Consider the following 19998-nt stretch of genomic DNA (forward strand, 5'->3'; position numbering starts at 1 on the left):
GTGTCGGGGTTAGCCCCGGTCGGTGGTCGATTGGTGCCGGCGACTGTTCATCTGAGTATCTTCTCTCGGCCGGGGTCGAACAGCGGTTCGTCCCGTATCGTCGCGTCGTACGTCTCGCCCTCGCAGAGGACCTGCACCGAGGTGCCGGCCTCCGAGTACTCGCTCGGGACGTACGTGTAAGCGATGGACTCGCCGATAGTGTAGCCGTAGTTGCCGGCCTGCACGTACCCGATGGCCTCGCCGTCTTTCAGGACGGGACGGCCAGAGAGCATGATGTCCGACGAGTCGTCGAGGGTGAGCGGCGTGATGCGGTTGTCGACGCCGTCGGCCTTCGCCGATTCGAGCGCCTCCTTGCCGATGAACTCGGTGTCCATGTCGACGGCGAAGGGGAGGCCTGCCTCGAACGGGTTCGAGTCCGTGTCGATGTCGGTGCCCCAGAGCCTGAAGCCCTTCTCCAGTCGCATCGAACTGAGGGCACCGCCGCCCATCGGTCGGACGTCGAGGTCCTGGCCGGCCTCCCAGAGCGTCTCCCAGAGGCGCTGGCCGTACTCCGTCGGCGTCCACAGTTCCCAGCCGAGTTCACCCACGTACGAGACGCGCATGGCGATGACCGGCACCTCGCCGACGTACATCTGCTTCGCACGGAAGTACGGGAACCCGTCGTTCGTCACGTCGGCGTCGGTACACCGCTGGAGCAAGAGCCGCGACTTCGGTCCCCAGAGCCCGATAGTGGACTTCGCGCCCTCTTCGATGTGGACCGAGACGGTCTCTGGCGCGTGCTCCTCCAGCCATCCGCCGTGGATGCCCGGCGAGTTGCCGCCGCCGGTGGTGACCATGTACTCCTCGTCGTCGAGTCGGACGACGGTGATGTCCGCGAGGATGCCGCCGCCCTCGTTCAGCAGCAGCGAGTAGCGGACCTGCCCGACGTCGATGTCCATGTCGTTGCTGCAGACCCGCTGGAGGAACGCCTCGCTCCCCTCGCCCTCGACCATGATGGAACTGAACGAGGTCATGTCGAACATCGACACGTTCTCGCGAGTGTGGAGGTGTTCGGCGGCCTCGATTTGCGAGCGGTTGATGCCCTGCCAGCCGTCCTGTTCGGGAATCTGGTCCTCGTAGCGGTCGACGAGGTCCGCGTTGTACTCGTAGTACTGCGGGGACTCCCACCCGCCGCTCTGGTAGAACTCCGCGCCCAGTTCCTTCTCCTGATGGTAGAACGGACTGGTGCGTAGGCGGCGGTGGTCGTCGGGTTGCCAGCGCGGTTCGACGATGCTGTACACCTGCTCGTAGCGCTTGGCCCCGCGGTCTACGAAGTAATCCTTCTCGCCCGCGTGGGGTTCGAACCGCCGGACGTGGATGCCGCCCGTGTCGACGGGACCGGACGGGAGGCGGGGCGTCCCGTTCTCCATCCACTCTGCGAGGATGCGGCCGTAGCCGCCGGAGTGAGTCCACCAGATGGCGAGCGCCGTCCAGAGGTTGTCGACCTGTGCCGTCTCGCCGACGGCTGGCATCCCGTCGGGCGTGAACACGAAGATGCCGTTCTCGGTCATCTCGTAGTCCACGTCTTGGCTCGCCGGGAGCAGTTCGTCGAAGGCCTGCTTCGCGGACTTATCGCGGCCTCGGTGGGTCGGCTGGGTCCAGTGTTCCTCGGTGAACCCGCGGACCGACGCCTGCCGCTCCTCGGAGTTCTTGCCCATCTCCTCGGGGTCGACCGAGAGCGTCTCGTGGTTGTACGACCCCATCCCCAGCGAGTCGCCGTGAGTCCGGAAGTACAGCGAGTGGTCCTGGTCACGGCCGACCGGTCGATGCGGCGCTTCGCTCATGCACTCCGCGATAGAGCGCTCGCCGGGCACGTCCAGCCCCGTCGTGTTGTCGCCGATGGAGGAGTCGGCCTCGGCCAGTTCCTCCATCGGTTCGGTGACGACGTACTGGTGTTCGACGGGCGCGATTGGCAGGTCGAGTCCCGCCATCTGCCCGGTCTGGTACCCCCAGTTGTTCGTGGCGATGACACAGCGGCCACACTCGATGCGACCTTGGTCCGTCTCGACGGCCTGTATCTCGCCGCCGGAGACGTCGAGGTCGGTGACCTCCGTGTTGCCGTAGAAGTCCGCCGAGGACTCGCCGATGTACCACTGGAGCGCCGCGATGCCGTCGACGCGGCCGTCCGTCGGAGAGTAGTAACCGCCGAGAATCTCGTCTTCGTCGACCATCGGGAGGTGGTCGGTGACCTCCTCCGGCGAGAGGAGTTCTGGCTCGGGCAGTCCGTAGGACGTCGCCCACTCCTTGCGGCGGCGGAGGAAGTCCATGCGGTCCTCGCTCCGCGCGAGTTCGATGCCCCCGACCTCGTTGTACACGCCGGCGTCCGAGAGCAACCGGCTCGTGTAGTGGGCCGCCTTCGTCTGAATCTTCGACGGCGACGTCTGGAACATGATGCCCGGCGCGTGGACGGACGACCCGCCCGTGACCGGCAGTGGTCCCTGATCGATGACCGTTACGTCCTCGGCACCCAGTTCCGTCAGGTGATACGCGACGCTACACCCGACGGCACCGGCACCGATGATGACAGTATCCGCCCGTGATGGGGGAGCCTCAGTGCTCATGTATCTCACTTCGGAGTCCTTCTGTCACTATCTTAAATACACCGACGGCGCGACGGTGGCTGTTTCGAGAAACTTCCACAGAAGCCCAGAAAGCCGCGAAAACAGCCGATTTTCGGTCACACGGACGAGGCCGGCGTCGTCCCGCTCCGCGCGTGGTGGCGAACCACAGCGTGACAGGTACGCGATACGATTAGGAGCGGGGACGAAGAGCGGCCGAGCGGCCGTTAGGAGACGAGCGGTTCTTCGCGGACCGTCGCGTCGTAGCGCTCGCCCTCGTAGAGAATCTCAACCTCGGTGCCGGGTTCGGCGTACTCCGGCGGGAGGTAGGTGTATGCGACACAGGCACCCTCGGTGTAGCCGTACTCGGCGCTGTGGAGGTAGCCGAGCACTTCGTCACCGTCCAGCACCGGCCGGTGGTTGAGGACGACCGCTTCGGGGTCGTCCAGCGTCAGGCAGGCCACCTTGTGGTCGATGTTGTCGCCGTCGGCGGCCGCGGCGACGGCCTCCTTGCCGATGAAGTCGGTCTCGAGGTCGACGGCCCAGCCGAGGCCGGCCTCGTAGGGATTGTGTTCGGTGTGCAGGTCCTCGCCCCACAAGCGGAATCCTTTCTCGATGCGCAGGGCGTCGAGCGCGCCGTTCCCGTACGGCCGGATGTCGTACTCCTCGCCGGCCTCCATGATGTGTTCCCACAGTCGCTCGCCGTACTCCGAAGGCGTGTACAGCTCCCAGCCGAGTTCGCCGGCGTAGGACACTCGGAGTGCCGTGACGGGCACGTTCTTCACGAAGAACTGTTGGCTGGTGAAGAACGGGAAGGCGTCGTCCGAGAGGTCGACGTCGGTGACCTTCGACAGCACCTTCCGGGCGTTCGGTCCCGTACAGACCATCGCGGCGAGGTTCGAAGTGACGTCGTTGACGAGGACGTCCTCTGGCGACTGCTCGCGGACCCACGCGACGTGGTTGTTCCCGACCTCACGGCCGGTGGTCAGGAGCAGGTAGCGGTCCTCGTCCGTGCGCGTGACGGTGATGTCTGCGCGGACGCCGCCGCCCTCGTTGCACATGAGGGTGTACTTCACGTCGCCCACGTCGAGGTCCATGTCGTTCGTACAGAGGTACTGGACGAACTCGCCGGCGTCCTCGCCGACGACCTCCATCTTGTTGAAGGAGGTCATGTCGTGCAGGCCGACGTTCTCGCGGACGTTCAGCGCCTCAGCGCCCTCGATGGGCGAGTAGTACTTGCCTTCCCAGCCTTCACGCTCGGGAATCTGGTCGCCGTACTTCGCCAGCAGGTCGGCGTTGTCGTCGAACCACTGCGGTTCCTCCCATCCGGCTTCGGCCCACAGTTCGGCGCCCCACTCCTTGTGGGAGTGGTACATCGGCGTCCGCCGGATGTCGCGCTGGTGTTCCGTCCACACCCACTTCGGGTGCATGATGTTGTAGACGATGCGGTACTCCTCGCCGCCGATGTCGCGGGCGAAGTCCCAACTGCCCTCGTGCTCGTCGAAGCGGTTGACGTCGCAGTGTGCGAGGTCTATCGGCCCTTCGGGGAGACGTGGCACATCGTTCTCCATCCACTCCGCGAGGGCCTTCGCGGCCCCGCCGGCGTGGGTGACCCAGATGGCCGCTGCCGTCCAGAGGCCGTCGTACTCCTGGACCGGCCCCATGACCGGGAGGCCGTTGGGCGACTCCGCGAACATCCCGTTGTACTTGTGTTCGAGCTTCTTGTCCTTCGTCGCCGGGAGGAGTTCGTCGCTGGCCTGTCGCGGCGCTTTGTCCGGCCGGTCCGGGTGCGTCGCGGTGTTCATGTGGTAGTCCGTGAACTCGTGGACGGACCCCTGCTCACCGTCCGGGTCGTTGCCGCCGAGCTCCTGCGGGTCGGGCACGATTGGCTCGTGGTTGTACGAGCCGATGCCGTAGGCGTCCCCGTGGGTCCGGTAGTACATCGCGTTGTCCTGGTCCCGGAGAATCGGGCGGTCCGGGCCGACGAGCAGGCGCTTGGCCTTCTCGCCGGAGACGTTCTCGTAGTTCTCGAACAGCGGGTGGTCCGTGATGTCCACGGCGCTCTCTTCGAGTTCGTCGAGCGACTCCGTCATCGTGTACTGGTGCTCGACGGGCGTCACCGGGAGGTGGACGCCGAGCTTCTCGCCGAGTTGCCGCGCCCAGATGTTCGTGGCGACGACGACTTCGTCGCACTCGATGGTGCCGTGTTCGGTGACGACGCCCTCGATGGACGAGCCGTCCGTCTCCACGTTCTCGGTGCGCGTGTGCGGGACGAACGTCGCGCCGTTGTCCATCGCCTCTCTGGCGAGGGCGTCACAGGCGACGACCCCCGAGACCTGTCCGTCGGTCGGGGAGTAGTACCCGCCCAGAATCTCGTCCTCGTCGACGAGCGGGAGGTGCTCCGTCACTTCCTCGGGCGAGAGCAGCTGCGGGTCCTCGATGCCCCACGCCTCGGCGTGTTCGACGCGGCGCTGGAGGAAGTCCATGCGCTCTTCGCTCCGGGCGACTTCGATGCCGCCCACCTCCTCGTACGCCTGCTCGCCGTCGGCGCCTTCGAGTTCGGAGTACAGCCGTCGGCTGTAGTCCGCGAACTGGCTGAGGACCTTCGGTTCGGCCGTCTGGAACATGATGCCCGGCGCGTGCGTCGAGGAACCGCCGGTCGTGGGCATCGGTCCTTGGTCGACGACGACGACGTCGTCGCGGCCGAGCTCTGTCAACTGATACGCGAGGTTGCAGCCGACGATACCGGCACCGACGATGACGGTGTCGGCCTGCGTCGGCAGGCTGTCGGTCGTCTCCATAAATCCTGATTCGAAGGTGTCCGTGGCCTCCCAATATAGTTATCGCCCGCCGGGTGGCGGTTTTCAAACAATCAGGTCGCTGGTAGGTAGAGGTTTCTGTAACACTGATAAGGCTGTGAAATTCGGCGTGGCTCGTGGTCCCGCGACGTCGACCCGGCACCGGGAGACACCGCGCGTTGCGGGCGGCGAGGACGCCGTTTCGATGGCGTGCGTCCGGCCGCCCGCACGCGGTTAGTGACAACGTTTTTCCGGTCGTCGTGCGCCCGTCCGACTGCATGGTCGAGTCCATCTCGCTGGAGACAGCGACAGACCTGATAGCCGCCGCAGAGTCGAAAGCCGAAGAGATAGAGAACCCGATGGTCATCACGGTGGCCAACAGCGAGGGGAACCTCGTCGCTCAGCACCGCATGGACGGCGCGTGGCTGGCGTCCGTGAACATCTCGAAGAACAAGGCGTACACCTCGGCCGCTCTGGAGACGCCGACGCACGAACTCGCCGAACCCTCGGAACCGGGCAACTCGCTGTACGGTCTCCAGACGACCGACGAGGGACGCATCGTCGTCTTCGGCGGGGGATACCCGCTCGAACGAGACGGCGAGATAGTCGGGACTATCGGCGTCTCGGGCGGCGCCGTCTCGCAGGACAGAGAAGTAGCGGAAGCGGGCGTCGAGCGCTGGAACGAACTCACCGAGTAGCGACTACGCGTCGTCCCGCGGACCGGGGTCACGCTCCGCGACGGCGTCGAGCAAGTCCACGAGTGCGTCCGACGCCATCGCCAGCAGTTTCTCGCCCAGTTCCGCGCTCCCCTCGCGGGGGTCACCCACCACGCCGTTCTCGGTGAACTCGTGGGAGTCGAACGCGAGGTTGACGCCGCTCTGCCAGTCGCCCCAGCGCGCGCTCCCGTTCTCCGCGGCCGCGTCCAACCGGTCCTCGTGGACCGTCTCCGGGTTCGCCGACTGGAGGAGCGCCGTCTCAAGCGGTCCGCCGTGTCCCATGTCGGAACTGTGCTCGCCGACGGCGTCGAACCACGTGAACGGGACGGCGTAGGCCTCGTCGTGTCGGGAGATTCGACCGGCCACCTCGCGGAGCGCCGCGATGTTGCCGCCGTGGCCGTTGACGAGGACGACGCGGTCCCACCCGTGGGAGGCGAGACTCCCCACGACGTCCCTGACGTAGTCCCGGAACGTCGATTCGGAGGTCCAGAGCGTGCCCGTGAACTCCCGGTGTTCCTCCGCGATACCGACCGGTACTGCCGGGGCGACGACCACCTCACCCGGGTACTCGTCGGCGGCCTGTTCGGCCACCGCCTCGGCGTTGAGCGTGTCGGTACCCAGCGGCGCGTGCGGACCGTGTTGCTCCGTGCTCCCGACGGGGAGGAGCGCGAGATTCGTCTCGACGCCGTCCGCGTCGGTCCACGTCTCGGTTTCGAGGTGCATACGGCAACGCTCTGCCCGAATGCGAATAAAGCCAGTACTCCCGGTGTTTTTTACGCCGGCCGCGCACTCACGGGGTATGGAGTACGACTCCGTCATGCACACGACGAGCGACCGTCGTCTCGGTCGACTGCCGTCGGGGGCCGACGTCACGGTGACGGTCCACCGGTACGTCGGCGGCGCGGGTCCGACTGTCTACGTGCAGGCGGCACAACACGGCATCGAACTCAACGGCCCGGCGGCCCTCCGTCGCCTCCACGAGCGATTGGTCGACGCCGACCTCGCCGGCACCGTCGTCGTCGTCCCCGTGGTGAATCCGCTGGCGTTCGACCACCGCTCGTACATGACGCCAGCCGAGTACGACGTGATGAACCCGAACCTCAATCGCGTCTGGCCCGGCGACGACGAGGGAAGCCTACAGGAACGGTTGGCCGCGCGGTTGTGGGACCTCGTCGCCGAGGCCGACGCGGCCGTCGACCTACACACCGGGACGGCCGACATGCTCGAACACGCGCGCTACCAGTCGGGCGAACGCACCGCCAGAACGCTCGCGGAGGTGTTCGGGACGGAGTACCTCGTCGTGGACAGCGACGACGCGCCCGCGGACGACGAGTTCAGCGGGACGTTCCGGACCGCCGCCGCGCGCGCGGACATCCCAGCCATCACCGTCGAACTCTCCAACAGCAGGACCGTCACTCACTCCGCCATCGACACCGGCGTCGCGGGCGTCGAGAACGTCCTCCGCGAACTGGACGTCCTTCCGGACGACCCCGTTGGGCCGCCAGAGCAGACCCGCCTCCGGAACGACGGGGCCGCCGTCACCGCTACGGAGTCCGGCCTGTTCGAACTCCGGCCCGACCTCTCGGTCGGTGACTCCGTAGAAGCGGGCGAGACGCTCGGCATGGTCTACTCGCCGTCGACGTTCGAACGACTCCAGCGACCCACCGCCGAGGCGGACGGCGTCGCGTACTCGCTGGCCCGCGAGGCCGTCGTCGTCGCCGGCGAGCGAATCGCCGGCATCGCCGTGCCCGCGTGACCGACCCGACCGACGACGCCACGACCCAGTCGAGACCCCGACAAACTCGGGGGGTATTTGAATAGGTTGGTTATTCCTCACACACCGTTATCATCCATAAAGTGTCATAGATAATCAATAACATGGGTCTACAGGCCTCGTTCGACGCACTCTCCGAAATCGTCGAACAGTACGAGTCGCGTGGTCGGACCGTCAAACAGGTCGAAGCGACTGCGGGCGGCGGCGAGGAGGCGACGCTGGACGTGACGATGGACGTCCCGGTGTCCCTCTGTGCGGCGTCGAGCGACGGGACGCATCCCGCGCTCACGCCCGAGCGAGCGAGCCTGTCCGACGGCGGGTTGCAGGTCCAGTTCGCCGCGTCGGACCTCACGTCGCTCCCGTCGACGGCGGCGTCGGTGTCCGCTAGCGAGGCCGCCGTCCGCGTCGAGGACGACGGAATCGTCATGCGAGTCGAACTGACCATCGCTGGGGCCGAAGAGTCGAGCGCGCCAGAGCCAGTCGTGGAGACGTCGGACACAGAACTGACCGACGACGTCCAAGAGACCGAATCGGAGGGTCCCAGAGAGGTCGAAGACACCGTCGAACGCGAGCAGTCGGACGCGACCTCGACGATGGCGGCGGCCGACCCGCAGGAGGATGAACTCGCGACCGCGCGGAACGAGGACCTGCCGCCCTACGACGACACCGAGTACCTGCAGGCGCTGTACGACGCCTGTGAGAACTTCACGGAGATGAGCGAGCGAATCGAGATGGACGTCTCCTCGGAGACTGTCCGGCGCTACATGATTGAGGCCGACGTACACGACCCGACGTCCTACGATACGACGGGACGGACCGGTACTGACCGTGCGGAACCGGGGACGCCAGCGGAACCCACCTCGACCGAGTCGCCCTCGGCGAGCGAGGACCCGATGGAGACGATTCCCGACGAGCAACTCGTCACGGACGGCCTCGGCCTCCCCGAGGGCCTACAGTTGGAGGACGTGGCCGACGCCGTCGTCGAGTCGGTGACCGTCTACGAGGTCCAGCGACAGTTGGACCTCGGCAGACAGCAGACCCAAGACCTGCTCAAGGAACTGAACCTGCTGGACCTCGTGATGCGCCAGTTGGCCGACAACCCGGAGCGGGCCGCGTCCTACGAGCAGGTCGCAACCCGCATCCGACAGTGCGCGCCCAGCGGCGCCTGACCGACGACCCGTATTTAAACAGGTTGGGTGGACCACCCACAGACAAAAGTGTCCCCGATACCTCCCATCGACAAGTAATGTCTTTGCGAAGTCGTACCATGACGCCGCAGGACGGGGTCGAGAACCTCCTCACGAACGCGCGCTTCGAGTTGATGCCGTTCGAGAGCTTCGAGGAGGAGATTACACACCTCCCCGACGGCGCGACCATCGCCATCACCACGTCGCCGCAACTGGGCATCGAGACGACTATCGACAGGACCGAGGACGCCGTCGAACAGGGCTTCGAGGTCGTCCCGCACATCGCGGCTCGGTACGTGGAGGACCGCGACCATCTCGAAGACATCGTCCGCCGACTCACGGAGGCCGGCGTCACCGACATCTTCGTCCCCGGCGGCGACAAAGAGGAACCTGTCGGCGAGTTCGAGTCGGCGTACGAACTCCTCTCGACGCTCGAGGGGCTGGACTACTCCTTCGAGGAGGTCGGCATCACCGGCTACCCGGAGGGCCACGACTTCATCGACGACGAGACGCTGGCCGAGTCGATGCAGAAGAAGGCGCCCTACGCGACGTACATCGTCACACAGCTCTGTTACGACCCCGAGACTGTACTGGAGTGGATAGAGGAGGTTCGTAGCCGGGGCGTCGACCTCCCGGTCGAAATCGGCATCCCCGGCGTGATGAAGTACCAGCGGCTGATGCAGATATCGAAGAAGGTCGGCGTCGGCGACTCCATCAAGTTCCTGCGGAAGACGACCGGGATACTCGGCTTCGTCCGCCAGCTTATCGGCTCGCGGGGCACCTACAAACCCGACGACCTCATCGACGGCCTCGCCCCGTACGTCGACGACGACGACTACAACATCAGGGGCGTCCACATCTACACGTTCAACCAGACGCCCGACACGGAGTCCTGGCGGTACGAGCGACTGGAGAAGTAACTGCGTCGAACGGTCGAGCGACACGCCGCCAAGCGACGCGTCCGCAGACTCGACCACGGCGCGCTCGAATTATCATATTATTTACTAACTCTGTGTCATGGCCACATCCGTTCACTCACCGAACAGATTCTGTCGAGAGCCAGTTTATTGCGTCTCTGGCTCGTCTCTCTGGACATGACGTACGACACCGTCAGGGAGACGGACCCAGCCGTAGCTGAGGCACTCGAAGGCGAGCGCGAACGCCAGAACGACACGCTGGCGATGATTGCGAGCGAGAACCACGTCTCCGAGGCCGTCATGGAGGCCCAGAGTTCTGAACTCACGAACAACTACGCCGAGGGCTACCCCGGCGAGCGCTACTACGGCGGCTGTGAGTACGCCGACGAGGTAGAGCAGTTGGCTATCGACCGCGCGAAGGAACTGTGGGGCGCGGACCACGTCAACGTCCAGCCCCACTCCGGGTCGCAGGCGAACATGGGCGTCTATCTGGCCGCACTCGACCCCGGCGACAAGATTCTCTCGCTAGACCTGACCCACGGCGGCCACCTCTCGCACGGCCACCCGGCGAACTTCGCCGGGCAGGTCTACGAGGTCGAACAGTACGAGGTCGACGCCGAGACGGGGTACGTCGACTACGAGGGACTGCACGAGACGGCCGAGGAGTACGACCCGGACATCATCGTCTCGGGCTACTCCGCGTACCCGCGCGAAGTCGACTTCGAGCGGATTCAGGAGACGGCCGACGCCGTCGACGCCTACCACCTCGCGGACATCGCTCACATCACCGGACTGGTCGCCGCCGGCGTCCACGAGTCGCCGGTGGGCATCGCCGACTTCGTCACCGGGAGCACGCACAAGACCATCCGAGCGGGACGGGGTGGCATCATCATGTGCGGCGAAGAACACGCCGACGACGTCGACAGCGCGGTGTTCCCCGGGGCACAGGGCGGACCGGCCCTGCACAACGTCGCGGGCAAGGCCGTCGGCTTCGGCGAGGCGCTCGAACCCGAGTTCGAGCGGTACGCCGAACAGACCGTCGCCAACGCGAAGGCCCTCGGTGACCAGTTAGAGGGCCACGGGCTGGACCTCGTCTCGGGCGGCACCGACAACCACCTCGTCCTCGTCGACCTCCGTCCCTCCCACCCGGACACCACCGGCAAGGAAGTCGAGGAAAGTCTCGAAGAAGCGGGACTGGTCTTGAACGCCAACACCGTCCCCGGCGAGACGCGGTCGGCGTTCAACCCCTCGGGTATCCGCGCCGGCACCCCCGGCCTCACGACCCGGGGCTTCGGCGAAGAAGCCTGCCGCGAAGTCGCCGACCTCATCTACGAGGTCGTCGACGCGCCCCACGACGACGACGTCGTCGCCGAGGTCAGTCAGCGCGTCGACGAACTCACCGACGAGTACACCCTCTACGGCTGAGCGAGCGGAGCGAAGCCGTAAACGTCGGTCCCAGCCACTATTTATTGGACAGACTATATTTGTGACGAGGTACCAGTTCTCGGTGGGATGTACAGAACGCTCATTCCGGTCGACGAGAACGAGAACCGAGCGCTCCACCAAGCGAAGTACGTGGCGAGGCTGTCCGACGCGACGACGGACGTCGAGGCGACTGTGCTCCACGTCATCTCGCCTGGCGAGCTAGAACGGGCCGAAACGGCCTCGTTCGACTCGATGGACGCCGCGGTCGCGGCCGCCGAGCATCTGGAGTCGGCAGGCATTGCCGTGAACAGACGTGTCGAGGAGGGCGGCGTGGCGGCGGCGATTATCGACGCCGCGGACGACCTCGACAGCCACGAACTCGTCATGGGCGGGCGGAAACGGTCGGGCGTCGCGAGGGTCCTGCTGGGAAGCACCGTCCACGACGTGTTCGTTTCGACGGAACGGCCGGTCACGATTACCGGGACCGGGATGGTGTTCGGCGAGGGCGAGCGACACGTGCTGGTGCCGGTCGACCAGGGGCGAGAGCGGGCACTCCATCAGGCCGAGTACGTCGCCCAGTTACCCGACGCCGCAGAGAACGTCCGAGCGACGGTCCTCTACGTGTTCCGACATCAGGACTACGCCGGTGCCCCACCCCACGAGTTCGGGGAAATCGGAGCGGCCGTCGCCGCCGCGGAGTTTCTGGAGGAGCGCGATATCCCCGTCGAGCGGACCGCCGTGGGTGGGGAGATTGTCAGAAAGATTCTCGCCACCGCGGACGACGTCGGCGCGAGCAGTATCGTGATGGGCGGTCGAAAGCGGACCGGCGTGCAGAAAGTCCTCATGGGAAGCACCGCGCAGGACGTCCTGCTGTCGTCGGAACGCCCGGTCACGATTACGGGGTAAGTCCCGAGAACGAGACAGCCGTCCCCGCGTAGGGTGGGCGCAAAAAAAGGAGCGGCGCGGATGGTATGATATGAGCGACAGGGTGGTGCCGATTAGTCGTCGCTGGACTCGGCTTCCGCTTCCTGGCGCGCGTTGAGCTTCGCCTGCTCGCGGGCGCTCGGGTTGACGGATTCCTTGAACGGGACCTTCGCCACAGTAGCGAACACGGGTTCACCTTCCTCTTCGGCGTACTCGTCAGGCAGGTGCACCTGGAACTCGAGGTCGAGAGATTCGTCGTAGATCTCGTCGTTGAGCGGCGTGTCGGTGACTTCCTGCAGTTTGTCGGCCGGCACGAAGCCCATGGCGATGTTCGTCTCGAGGTCCGGGTTCCACCACGGCGAGGTGATGTACCCGCATTCCTCGCCCGTGTCGGGGTCGGAGATGAGCCAGAAGTCCGGGGCGTAGTCCCGAATCGGCTCGCCGGCCAGCTTCAGGCCGATGAGCTTGTGCTCGAACGGGTACTCGCCGTTCTCGATGAGTTCCTTCTGGCGCTCGAGTTCTTCTTTGCCGATGTAATCGGCGTCCTTGTCGTCGGGAACCTGGTAGCCGAGGTTGACCTGGAACGGCGACGTCTCGTGGTCGAGGTCCTGGCCCCAGGACATGATACCGGCCGCGATGCGTCGGTGGTGACCCGGCGCGATCTGTCGGCCGCCGTGGTCCTTGACGCTCGCCATGACGGGGTCCCAGACGCGCTCTGCGTTCTCGTGGGCGTCTCGGACGTAGATTTCGAAACCAGCCTCACCGGAGAACCCGGTCTGGCTGATGAGGACTTCGGCACCGTTGATTTCCGCGTCCATCAGGCCGTAGTACGGGATGTCTTTGACCTCGTCACCGACGACGTCGACCATGACGTCCTCGGATTTGGGGCCCTGAATCTGCATCGGGGCCACGTCTATCTCGTCTATCTCGACGTCGAAGTCGTTGTCGACGTTGACTCCCTGGAGCCACTGCATCAGGGTCGAGTCCGAAATAGAGAACCAGAACTCGTCTTCTTCGGGGCGCAGCAGAACGGGGTCGTTCAGGACGCCACCGTCCTCGTTACAGAGGATGACGTACTTCCCGTCCATCGCGTCCATGCTCGTCACGTCGCGGGTGACGACGTAGTTCGTCAGCGCCTCGGCGTCGGGGCCCTTGACTCGAATCTGACGCTCGACGGCGACGTCCCAGAGCGTTACGGCGTTGGTCAGCGCATCGTACTCCTTCATCACTCCGCCGTCTTCCTCTTCGATGAGACCGCGCGGGTGATAGAGTCGGTTGTAGACCGTAGCGCGCCACGCACCCTCCTCGTTGAAGGACTTGTGGAAGAACGGTGACTTGCGGACACGCGTCGAGACAAGCATCTCGATGCCGGGGTCGCCGGTCTGCCGCAGGTTCCGTGGGACGGTACGGTCCGATTGGTCGACACTAGGGTGGTTGGGATGGCCTTCGTTCTCGGGCATGCTTGTGGACCAAGACTGCAATTAGTAATAAAAGATGACGCTGATTGCCCCTCCCGTTTATGTGGCATCGGCTATCTCGACAGCGGAAGTCAGGCACTGTCCGCCGTCTCGTCGTCCCCCTCGGTCCGTCGGTACCAGACGATATCGAACGCCTCGTGGGTGTCACGGCGGGTTTCTCGCCAGCGGTCCCACACTACATTCGGGAAGGTCGTGTCGCCCTCGTGGGCCCGTTCCAGTTCGGTCAGAATCAGTTCGTCTGCAGACGGGAGGAACTGCTCGTACACCGACGCACCGCCGACGACGTACACCGTCTTCGCCTCCACCTCCTCCTCTTGGGCGGTTCGAAGCGCAGTTTCGGGAGAGTCGGCCGCGTGGGCGTCGTCGGGCAGGCTCTCGGGACGAGTGGTCAGGACGACGTTCCGTCGGTTCGGCAGCGGTTCACCGAGTTGCTCGTAGATGTTCTCGAAGGTCCGTCTGCCCATGACGACCGGGTGGCCGACCGTCGTCCGCTTGAAGTGTTCGAGGTCGGCGGGGTGGTGCCACGGGACCCCGCCGTCGGCCCCGATGACGCCGTTTGCCGCGACAGCGGCGACGAGTGTCACTCTCATTACGTACGCGTCGCTCGGGCGCACGAGTACAAAACGTATCGCTTCGGCGACCACCCCATAGTTCATCGACACAGGCTGTTGACTGACCGTCCGTGCCCCCGTGCGAGTGTGTCGACGACCCGATATAGCAAGACCGAATATATAACTGAAAATTTATATATCGTTCCGTGAAGGAACAGGTTCCGAAATCGACAGAGAGTAACGACGGCAATCGAAGCGTTCACGAGCGCGGGCCACCGGGGACAGAGTCTGTGTGTCGTCAGACCCGTGTCGACAGTTGAAGATGTCGACTGCCAGCGAGCCCAAGTCAGCGTTCGAGGAGTGATTCCGACGGGCCATGATTCGATTCCCGGCGGAGTCGCAGGAACACGCCGTTGGCTGTCTCCAACTACCACGGACTGGTCGTCAGAAAGCCTGAGAAGGTAACTAATGTATATTTGATAGTAGCTTACAAATATACTGTAGTTGAACGTTCTGTGAACTCGTTCGGGACAGGATAACGAGCACAAATAGACGGCCGAGTGACAGGCTGGGGAGCAAGGTCAGACCGCTTCGAACGGTGAGCGTACCGTGGGAACACGAGTCGTTGGCGAACCGATACCGAATCTCCCGCGTAACTTATTCGATTGTGGTCGTTAGACTTCTCATGGAGACAATTCGGACCTCGCCGGGTCCGGCGGCGGCCCACGCGTTCCGGCTCGGCGTCATCGCCGGCGCCGTCGTGGGCCTCGTCGCAGTCGGACTCCTGTACTTCGCGGGAGTTCTCACGCCCGTTCTGGTAGGTTACGTGCTGCTCGTGCTGTTTCCCGTGTATCTGGTGTTCGTCGCGACTGCGCTCAGCGTCTGGCTCGGTTACGACAAGGACGTCACGTCGCTCCGCCCGGTGTACCGCTCGAAAAAATCAGAGTAGCCAACCTCCGCCGGCGAGGACGAGTCCGTTCACTCCCCGCCGTCGTCCTCGACGAGCGTCGCCGCGACGAGGTTCCGCATCCCTCGCCTAAGGCGCCCGCTCATCGCGGTAGAGGAGAGTCCGATTTCGTCGGCCACTTCGTTCAGCGAAATGTCGCGCGGTTCTCCGAAGTACCCCTCCTCGTAGGCGACGGTCAACGCGGCGCGCTGTTCGTCGGTCAAGCCGTAGGAGGAATCGCCGGCCGAATCGTTGTTCCCGTAAATCTCGATGATGTCGAGCGCGATGTCGTTCTCGTTCGCGTACTCCCAAATCGTGTTGAGCGCCTGTCTGTTGGGCAGGAGAAGGCGAACCAGCCACCCGTTTCGCTTCGTCTCGGTGTGGACGAGGAACCCGTTGACGTCGGTCACGACAGTGCTGATGAGTTTCGTCTCGGGCGTGTGCTGGATGTAGTAGATGCCGGTGCGGTCGGTCCAGTCGACGAGTTCGTAGCTATCGACGGTCAGGTCGTCGTCGAGCATCGCTTCGAGTTCCTGCTGGTCGTCGTACTCGATGAGGAACGGGAAGACGGTAGACCCAGGGTCGGTGTTCCCCTGCGTGATGACCCGGATATTGATGCCGTCGAGATTCTGGAGCGTCGGGACGAGCGCGAGTCGTTCGTGTTCGATGTGTACTTTAGCTGTAATCGACATAGAGAGTCGTTGTCTGCGTAGCGATACCGTCACGACGGTCGGCCCGTGCAGAGCGTTCGTCGTAGCGGCGCGGTCGGTCGTACCCTGTTCAACTAGTGTACACGACTAGCATACAATAGTGTTTACTTATATGGGCGCGGCCGAGTCGAGCGCGAAACACGTCTATCCGGCTACACGACTCTCCGGAGCGGTCGACACTGCTGGGCGCGTCGCTCGGTGTCGAGGATGCATCTTGCGAGGCAGTTGCATGGCTGTAGCTGACACGAAACGTGAATCGGTCACAGCGACGACTGCCCGAGACGGCGAAGAGAGGGAGAGACCGCAAACGGTGCCGGTTCCCCCCAGAATACCCCGAAACCGCCTACAAGGCGGTTGTTACTCGTTGTAGCTGTCGGGAATCAGGACGACGCCGTGGAAGTCGAACAGGTCGCTCACGACGTCCTCAATGCGGTCGAGGTGGGGCGCGAGGGCGACGGCCGGCATGTAGAACTTCTCAGGTGTGTTGCGTTCTTCGGCGTGAGTTTGCATTTCGTTCATCTCGATTTTGGATACGCTCTACCCACGGATACACCTTCAGTAGTATAATTACGGGGATTTAAGTCGGGAAATTTTACAATGATTAATTCCCCACATCGTGTGGATAGCACACGCTAAACGAGTTGTCGATAGTTGATAATACAACTGGGCGGTGCTGCCGAGAAACCAACAGCGACGAAGAGACAACGAGTGAAGAGAGACGTAGACGGAACGGCCGGCCGCGGAACCTCAGGTCTCGCGGATGAGTATCTGACCGGTGCTCTGGACAACGACAGTGTGACCGTAGTAGGAGAACGTGACACACCCGGGAGCGGTAGACCGGTCGGAACCGGTATCGAAAAGCGTATTCAGCGCATCGGGGTTGATGCTGTGTTCTAACGGTGGGAGCGTCTCAACAGTGACGCCGGCGTACTTCGACACCGCCGAGACGATAGTCTCGCTCACTGGTATCTCACCGTCCCACTGGTGACTGAGGTGGTGGGTCGTGCCGTCCGGACCGTCCATCTCCGTAGCGCCCATGGTGCGTGTTAAACTCCCGCTATATCATGGGTGTTGATACGGAATATTCAACATATTTTTACGCTCCAAACGTACATACGTCTGCACACATAATTGGGAACCAGAAAATCGAGAGCGAATCACAGGCCATACACCAATGTACGTCGACGCCCGTGCGCATTTGACACGACCCTGATTGGTCACGAAACGGTCGTTTCGACCAGACGAGATGCCGTGGAAGACGCGAATCGCGCGTGGTCGGCGTACCCAACGATTGTTCGACGAACTACGGGATTCCGGTGCACGAACCAGTCGTCGGTGGGAAACGGGTGACAGCCACTCGATAGACGCTCCTGACCAAGAACACGATGGACATGAAGAACGAAGACGGGCCCAACGCTTCAAAGACAGACGGACGACTCACGCTCACAGTCGAGAACATTGGCGGCATCACCGAGGCCGAAGCGACTCTCTCGGAGGGGGTGACGCTCCTCTCGGGTCGGAACGCCTCGAACAAGTCGTCCCTGCTACGGTCGCTAGCGGGCGTCCTCGGTGGACCGCTCCCGCCGCTGAAGAGCGACGCCGGATCCGGTGCCGTCCACATGAACGTAGGCGGGGCGGAGTACTTCCTCGAACTGGCGCGAGAAGGGGGCCAGACGGTCGTCCAGAGCGCGGAGCGATACACCGACGAAACTGACCTCTGTGAGTTGTTCGTAGCACTCACCGAGACGAATCCCATCCGACAGGCCGTCCTCGCCGACGACGACCTGTACGACTACCTGATGCGGCCCGTCGACACCGACGAAATCGAGGCCGAGATACGCCGTCTGACCGAACAAAAGCAGTCACTCGACGACCGACTGACGGAACTGGAATCGATGGAGAGCAGACTCCCCGGCCTCCGGACCCGTCGGAACAACCTCGAGGACCAACTGGCCGACGTCGAGGCGTCCCTCCGGGAGACGCGCGACGAGATAGAGACTATCGAAGGGGAGTCCGACGACAGGGGGTCTGAGACCGAGGCGTTACGTGAGAAGCGGGCGGAGCGCAACGACCTGCGGCAGCGAATCCGCAGTCAAGAGACCGCTATCGAGGAGTTGGAGGCGGAGCAGACGTCAGTCTCAGAGCGTCTAGACGAGATGGGCGGCGACGCCGCCGAGACGAGCGTAGACGAACTCACGGACGAACTCGACGCCCTCCACCAGCAGAAACAGCGCCTCACGTCCACCATCAACGCGCTGAGTCCAATCGTGGAGATGAACACGCAGATTCTCGACGAGTCCGACGACATCCCCGGCGCGATGAAGTCCGACGACATCGTCGCCGAACTGGACCCCAATTCACAGTCGGTCACCTGTTGGACCTGTGGGAGCACCGTCGAGCGTGCGGCCATCGCCGAACAGGTCGAGACCGTCAGGGAAATCGTCCGGGAGAAGCGGGCGGAGCGAGAGGCTGTCACCGAGCGCATCCAGTCGGTCACAGAGCGAAAGCGCGACCTCGAAGCGCGGAGAGACGAGCGAACGCGGTTGCGCGAACGGCGTTCGGAGGTGACCGACGAAATACAACGCCGTGAGGAGGCGCTGACGGAACTCGAAGAGGACCGCCGGACCCTCGAAGCGGAGATAGAGGAACTCCAGCAACAGGTAGACCAATCTACGGCCGAAGACGAGCGATTGTCCGAGAAGTACGACGAGGTGAGCGACCTCGAGTACGAGCGCGGCCAACTCTCGAACGACCTCGCAGACATCGAGTCAGAGATTGCTGACATCGAGGGTGAAATCGACGAACGAGACGACATCGAAGACCGCCGAGAGCGCGTCGCGACGGAGCTTCGCGAACAGCGGGACCGAATCGACGCGCTCGAACAGGACCTCGTGAGCACGTTCAACGAGATGATGCAACACGTCCTGGACACGCTGGCGTACGAGTCGGTCGAACGCATCTGGCTCGAACGTCGCTCCGTCGGCGACCGGGCCGAATCGGAGACGTCGTTCGAACTGCACGTCGTCCGAGCCACCGAGGGCGGGCGGGCCTACGACGACACCGTCGACAGCCTCAGCAAGAGCGAACGGGAGGTCATCGGTCTCGTCGTCGCGCTGGCCGGCTACCTCGTCCACGACGTGGCCGAGGTGGTCCCGTTCATCGTCGTCGACGCCGTCGAGATGTTCGACGCCGAGCGCATCCACGGTCTGATGCAACACTTCGGCGAATCTGCCGCTTACGTGGTCACGGCGGTACTGCCCGAAGAGCGCGAGGAACTGGACGGTCGCTACCAGACGATTTCCACGCAGTCGTTCGCCGCCGACTCCTGACTCAGCGGCCCGCGTCGGCGTCGTCCGCAGCGCAGGAACAACCCCCGCGTTCCAACAGTCGGGTGAACGTGTACTCGTCGCCACACTCCGAGCAGGCGACCCGGAGGCTCAGGGTCACGGAGGGGGCCGGAATCGTCAGCGACCCTTGGTCGGTGAGTCGCTCTATCGTCTGTCTGGAGACCGACTCCGTCCGAGAGACGAGTTTGAGGACGGTGTTTCGGGCGTCGTCGAGGGAGAGCGTACTGTCGCGGGCCGTGGTCACGCCGAGACACTCGTTGAGGTGCGTCCGGACCGTCTGGTAGCTGACGAAGTCCTTCGTGAGCGAGGCGGGGTCGACGCCGTTGCGCTGGAGGCGGGACTTGGCGTCGATTCGCTTGCCGGGACTCACGTCGTCGTCGGTGAGCAAGCGGTAGAGGTTCGACGCCTCGCCGTCGAGCGTGTCCATCCCGGCCGTCCGCATCGCAGCCCGTAGGATAGCCTCGTTGCAGTACGTTTCGAGGTCGCGGAGGCTGTCACCCTCGACCCACCGGTCCCGCAGTCGCGCGTCGAGGCCCGTCAGTCCTCGCTTCTCGGCGACGCGGTCGACCTTACAGGTCGTACCCGACTCCCCTGCCATACTCGCTCGGTTCGCCGCGGTCGGTCATTA

The 19998-nt window shown here is 64.1% G+C and carries 17 protein-coding genes; 8 read left to right on the forward strand and 9 right to left on the reverse strand.

All coding sequences use genetic code 11. From position 1 onward, the window contains the following. Window positions 1-47: 47 nt before the first annotated feature. Both Hhyl6_RS18730 and Hhyl6_RS18735 read right to left on the reverse strand, forming a co-directional pair. A complete protein-coding gene (locus Hhyl6_RS18730; protein WP_483740771.1) occupies window positions 48-2600 on the reverse strand; it encodes a GcvT family protein in 2553 nt (850 codons plus the stop codon). Between the two features lie 224 nt (window positions 2601-2824). After that, the gene (locus tag Hhyl6_RS18735; RefSeq protein ID WP_483740772.1) at window positions 2825-5398 is read right to left on the reverse strand and encodes a GcvT family protein; all 2574 of its coding nucleotides are present in this window, start codon (window positions 5396-5398) and stop codon (window positions 2825-2827) included. 275 nt (window positions 5399-5673) lie between these two features. Between Hhyl6_RS18735 and Hhyl6_RS18740 the strand changes: the two genes are divergently transcribed. Further along, window positions 5674-6093, forward strand: coding sequence for a GlcG/HbpS family heme-binding protein (locus Hhyl6_RS18740; protein ID WP_483740773.1), 420 nt, complete (start codon window positions 5674-5676; stop codon window positions 6091-6093). A 3-nt stretch (window positions 6094-6096) separates the two neighbouring features. Here Hhyl6_RS18740 and Hhyl6_RS18745 read toward each other — a convergent pair whose 3' ends face one another. Continuing rightward, window positions 6097-6834, reverse strand: a complete 738-nt coding sequence (locus Hhyl6_RS18745; protein WP_483740774.1) for a creatininase family protein — start codon at window positions 6832-6834, stop codon at window positions 6097-6099. A 76-nt stretch (window positions 6835-6910) separates the two neighbouring features. Here Hhyl6_RS18745 and Hhyl6_RS18750 point away from each other — a divergent pair, with 76 nt between their 5' ends. From Hhyl6_RS18750 to Hhyl6_RS18770, 5 genes are all read left to right on the forward strand, one after another. After that, the gene (locus Hhyl6_RS18750; RefSeq protein ID WP_483740775.1) at window positions 6911-7867 is read left to right on the forward strand and encodes a succinylglutamate desuccinylase/aspartoacylase family protein; all 957 of its coding nucleotides are present in this window, start codon (window positions 6911-6913) and stop codon (window positions 7865-7867) included. A 122-nt stretch (window positions 7868-7989) separates the two neighbouring features. Next, entirely contained in the window at window positions 7990-9054 is a 1065-nt protein-coding gene (locus Hhyl6_RS18755) for a DUF8073 domain-containing protein (RefSeq protein WP_483740776.1), read from the forward strand. Between the two features lie 77 nt (window positions 9055-9131). Continuing rightward, a complete protein-coding gene (locus tag Hhyl6_RS18760) occupies window positions 9132-9992 on the forward strand; it encodes a methylenetetrahydrofolate reductase (RefSeq protein ID WP_483740777.1) in 861 nt (286 codons plus the stop codon). A 174-nt stretch (window positions 9993-10166) separates the two neighbouring features. After that, window positions 10167-11414 carry a serine hydroxymethyltransferase gene (glyA, locus tag Hhyl6_RS18765; protein ID WP_483740778.1) on the forward strand — a complete coding sequence of 416 codons (1248 nt, stop codon included), beginning with the start codon at window positions 10167-10169 and terminating at the stop codon, window positions 11412-11414. Window positions 11415-11501: 87 nt separating this feature from the next. After that, on the forward strand, window positions 11502-12320 hold the full coding sequence (locus Hhyl6_RS18770) for a universal stress protein (protein WP_483740779.1): 819 nt from the start codon (window positions 11502-11504) through the stop codon (window positions 12318-12320). Between the two features lie 92 nt (window positions 12321-12412). Here the strand turns inward: Hhyl6_RS18770 and Hhyl6_RS18775 are convergent, their stop codons facing one another. Together Hhyl6_RS18775 and Hhyl6_RS18780 are read right to left on the reverse strand one after the other, a co-directional pair. After that, window positions 12413-13798: an aminomethyltransferase family protein gene (locus Hhyl6_RS18775; RefSeq protein ID WP_483740780.1), complete on the reverse strand. Its 1386-nt coding sequence runs from the start codon at window positions 13796-13798 to the stop codon at window positions 12413-12415. A gap of 89 nt (window positions 13799-13887) precedes the next feature. Further along, window positions 13888-14406 (reverse strand): dihydrofolate reductase, encoded by a 519-nt coding sequence (locus Hhyl6_RS18780; protein ID WP_483740781.1) that lies wholly within the window; start codon window positions 14404-14406, stop codon window positions 13888-13890. Window positions 14407-15052: 646 nt separating this feature from the next. Here Hhyl6_RS18780 and Hhyl6_RS18785 point away from each other — a divergent pair. Then, window positions 15053-15316, forward strand: a complete 264-nt coding sequence (locus Hhyl6_RS18785; protein WP_483740782.1) for a hypothetical protein — start codon at window positions 15053-15055, stop codon at window positions 15314-15316. A 29-nt stretch (window positions 15317-15345) separates the two neighbouring features. Here the strand turns inward: Hhyl6_RS18785 and Hhyl6_RS18790 are convergent, their stop codons facing one another. The 3 genes from Hhyl6_RS18790 to ddfA form a co-directional block, all read right to left on the reverse strand. Continuing rightward, window positions 15346-16005, reverse strand: a complete 660-nt coding sequence (locus Hhyl6_RS18790) for a helix-turn-helix domain-containing protein (RefSeq protein ID WP_483740783.1) — start codon at window positions 16003-16005, stop codon at window positions 15346-15348. Between the two features lie 375 nt (window positions 16006-16380). Next, the gene (locus Hhyl6_RS18795) at window positions 16381-16542 is read right to left on the reverse strand and encodes a hypothetical protein (protein WP_483740784.1); all 162 of its coding nucleotides are present in this window, start codon (window positions 16540-16542) and stop codon (window positions 16381-16383) included. A 228-nt stretch (window positions 16543-16770) separates the two neighbouring features. Beyond that, on the reverse strand, window positions 16771-17061 hold the full coding sequence (gene ddfA / locus Hhyl6_RS18800) for a DdfA family disk-determining factor (protein WP_483740785.1): 291 nt from the start codon (window positions 17059-17061) through the stop codon (window positions 16771-16773). A 353-nt stretch (window positions 17062-17414) separates the two neighbouring features. On the opposite strand from ddfA, the gene Hhyl6_RS18805 reads away from it, so the two are divergent. Beyond that, window positions 17415-19352: an archaea-specific SMC-related protein gene (locus tag Hhyl6_RS18805; protein ID WP_483740786.1), complete on the forward strand. Its 1938-nt coding sequence runs from the start codon at window positions 17415-17417 to the stop codon at window positions 19350-19352. A 1-nt stretch (window position 19353) separates the two neighbouring features. Here the strand turns inward: Hhyl6_RS18805 and rdfA are convergent, their stop codons facing one another. Further along, the gene (gene rdfA, locus Hhyl6_RS18810; RefSeq protein ID WP_483740787.1) at window positions 19354-19968 is read right to left on the reverse strand and encodes a rod-determining factor RdfA; all 615 of its coding nucleotides are present in this window, start codon (window positions 19966-19968) and stop codon (window positions 19354-19356) included. Window positions 19969-19998: the final 30 nt, after the last annotated feature.

The organism is Haloarcula sp. H-hyl6 (assembly GCF_056934455.1).

Coding starts and splice junctions, on each gene's coding strand:
- Hhyl6_RS18775 (WP_483740780.1), bottom strand. CDS start 13,798: ATGCCCGAGAACGAAGGCCATCCCAACCACCCTAGTGTCGACCAATCG.
- Hhyl6_RS18745 (WP_483740774.1), bottom strand. CDS start 6,834: ATGCACCTCGAAACCGAGACGTGGACCGACGCGGACGGCGTCGAGACG.
- ddfA (WP_483740785.1), bottom strand. CDS start 17,061: ATGGGCGCTACGGAGATGGACGGTCCGGACGGCACGACCCACCACCTC.
- Hhyl6_RS18790 (WP_483740783.1), bottom strand. CDS start 16,005: ATGTCGATTACAGCTAAAGTACACATCGAACACGAACGACTCGCGCTC.
- glyA (WP_483740778.1), top strand. CDS start 10,167: ATGACGTACGACACCGTCAGGGAGACGGACCCAGCCGTAGCTGAGGCA.
- Hhyl6_RS18755 (WP_483740776.1), top strand. CDS start 7,990: ATGGGTCTACAGGCCTCGTTCGACGCACTCTCCGAAATCGTCGAACAG.
- Hhyl6_RS18785 (WP_483740782.1), top strand. CDS start 15,053: ATGGAGACAATTCGGACCTCGCCGGGTCCGGCGGCGGCCCACGCGTTC.
- Hhyl6_RS18735 (WP_483740772.1), bottom strand. CDS start 5,398: ATGGAGACGACCGACAGCCTGCCGACGCAGGCCGACACCGTCATCGTC.
- Hhyl6_RS18805 (WP_483740786.1), top strand. CDS start 17,415: ATGAAGAACGAAGACGGGCCCAACGCTTCAAAGACAGACGGACGACTC.
- Hhyl6_RS18780 (WP_483740781.1), bottom strand. CDS start 14,406: ATGAGAGTGACACTCGTCGCCGCTGTCGCGGCAAACGGCGTCATCGGG.
- Hhyl6_RS18750 (WP_483740775.1), top strand. CDS start 6,911: ATGGAGTACGACTCCGTCATGCACACGACGAGCGACCGTCGTCTCGGT.
- Hhyl6_RS18795 (WP_483740784.1), bottom strand. CDS start 16,542: ATGAACGAAATGCAAACTCACGCCGAAGAACGCAACACACCTGAGAAG.
- Hhyl6_RS18730 (WP_483740771.1), bottom strand. CDS start 2,600: ATGAGCACTGAGGCTCCCCCATCACGGGCGGATACTGTCATCATCGGT.
- Hhyl6_RS18770 (WP_483740779.1), top strand. CDS start 11,502: ATGTACAGAACGCTCATTCCGGTCGACGAGAACGAGAACCGAGCGCTC.
- Hhyl6_RS18740 (WP_483740773.1), top strand. CDS start 5,674: ATGGTCGAGTCCATCTCGCTGGAGACAGCGACAGACCTGATAGCCGCC.
- Hhyl6_RS18760 (WP_483740777.1), top strand. CDS start 9,132: ATGTCTTTGCGAAGTCGTACCATGACGCCGCAGGACGGGGTCGAGAAC.
- rdfA (WP_483740787.1), bottom strand. CDS start 19,968: ATGGCAGGGGAGTCGGGTACGACCTGTAAGGTCGACCGCGTCGCCGAG.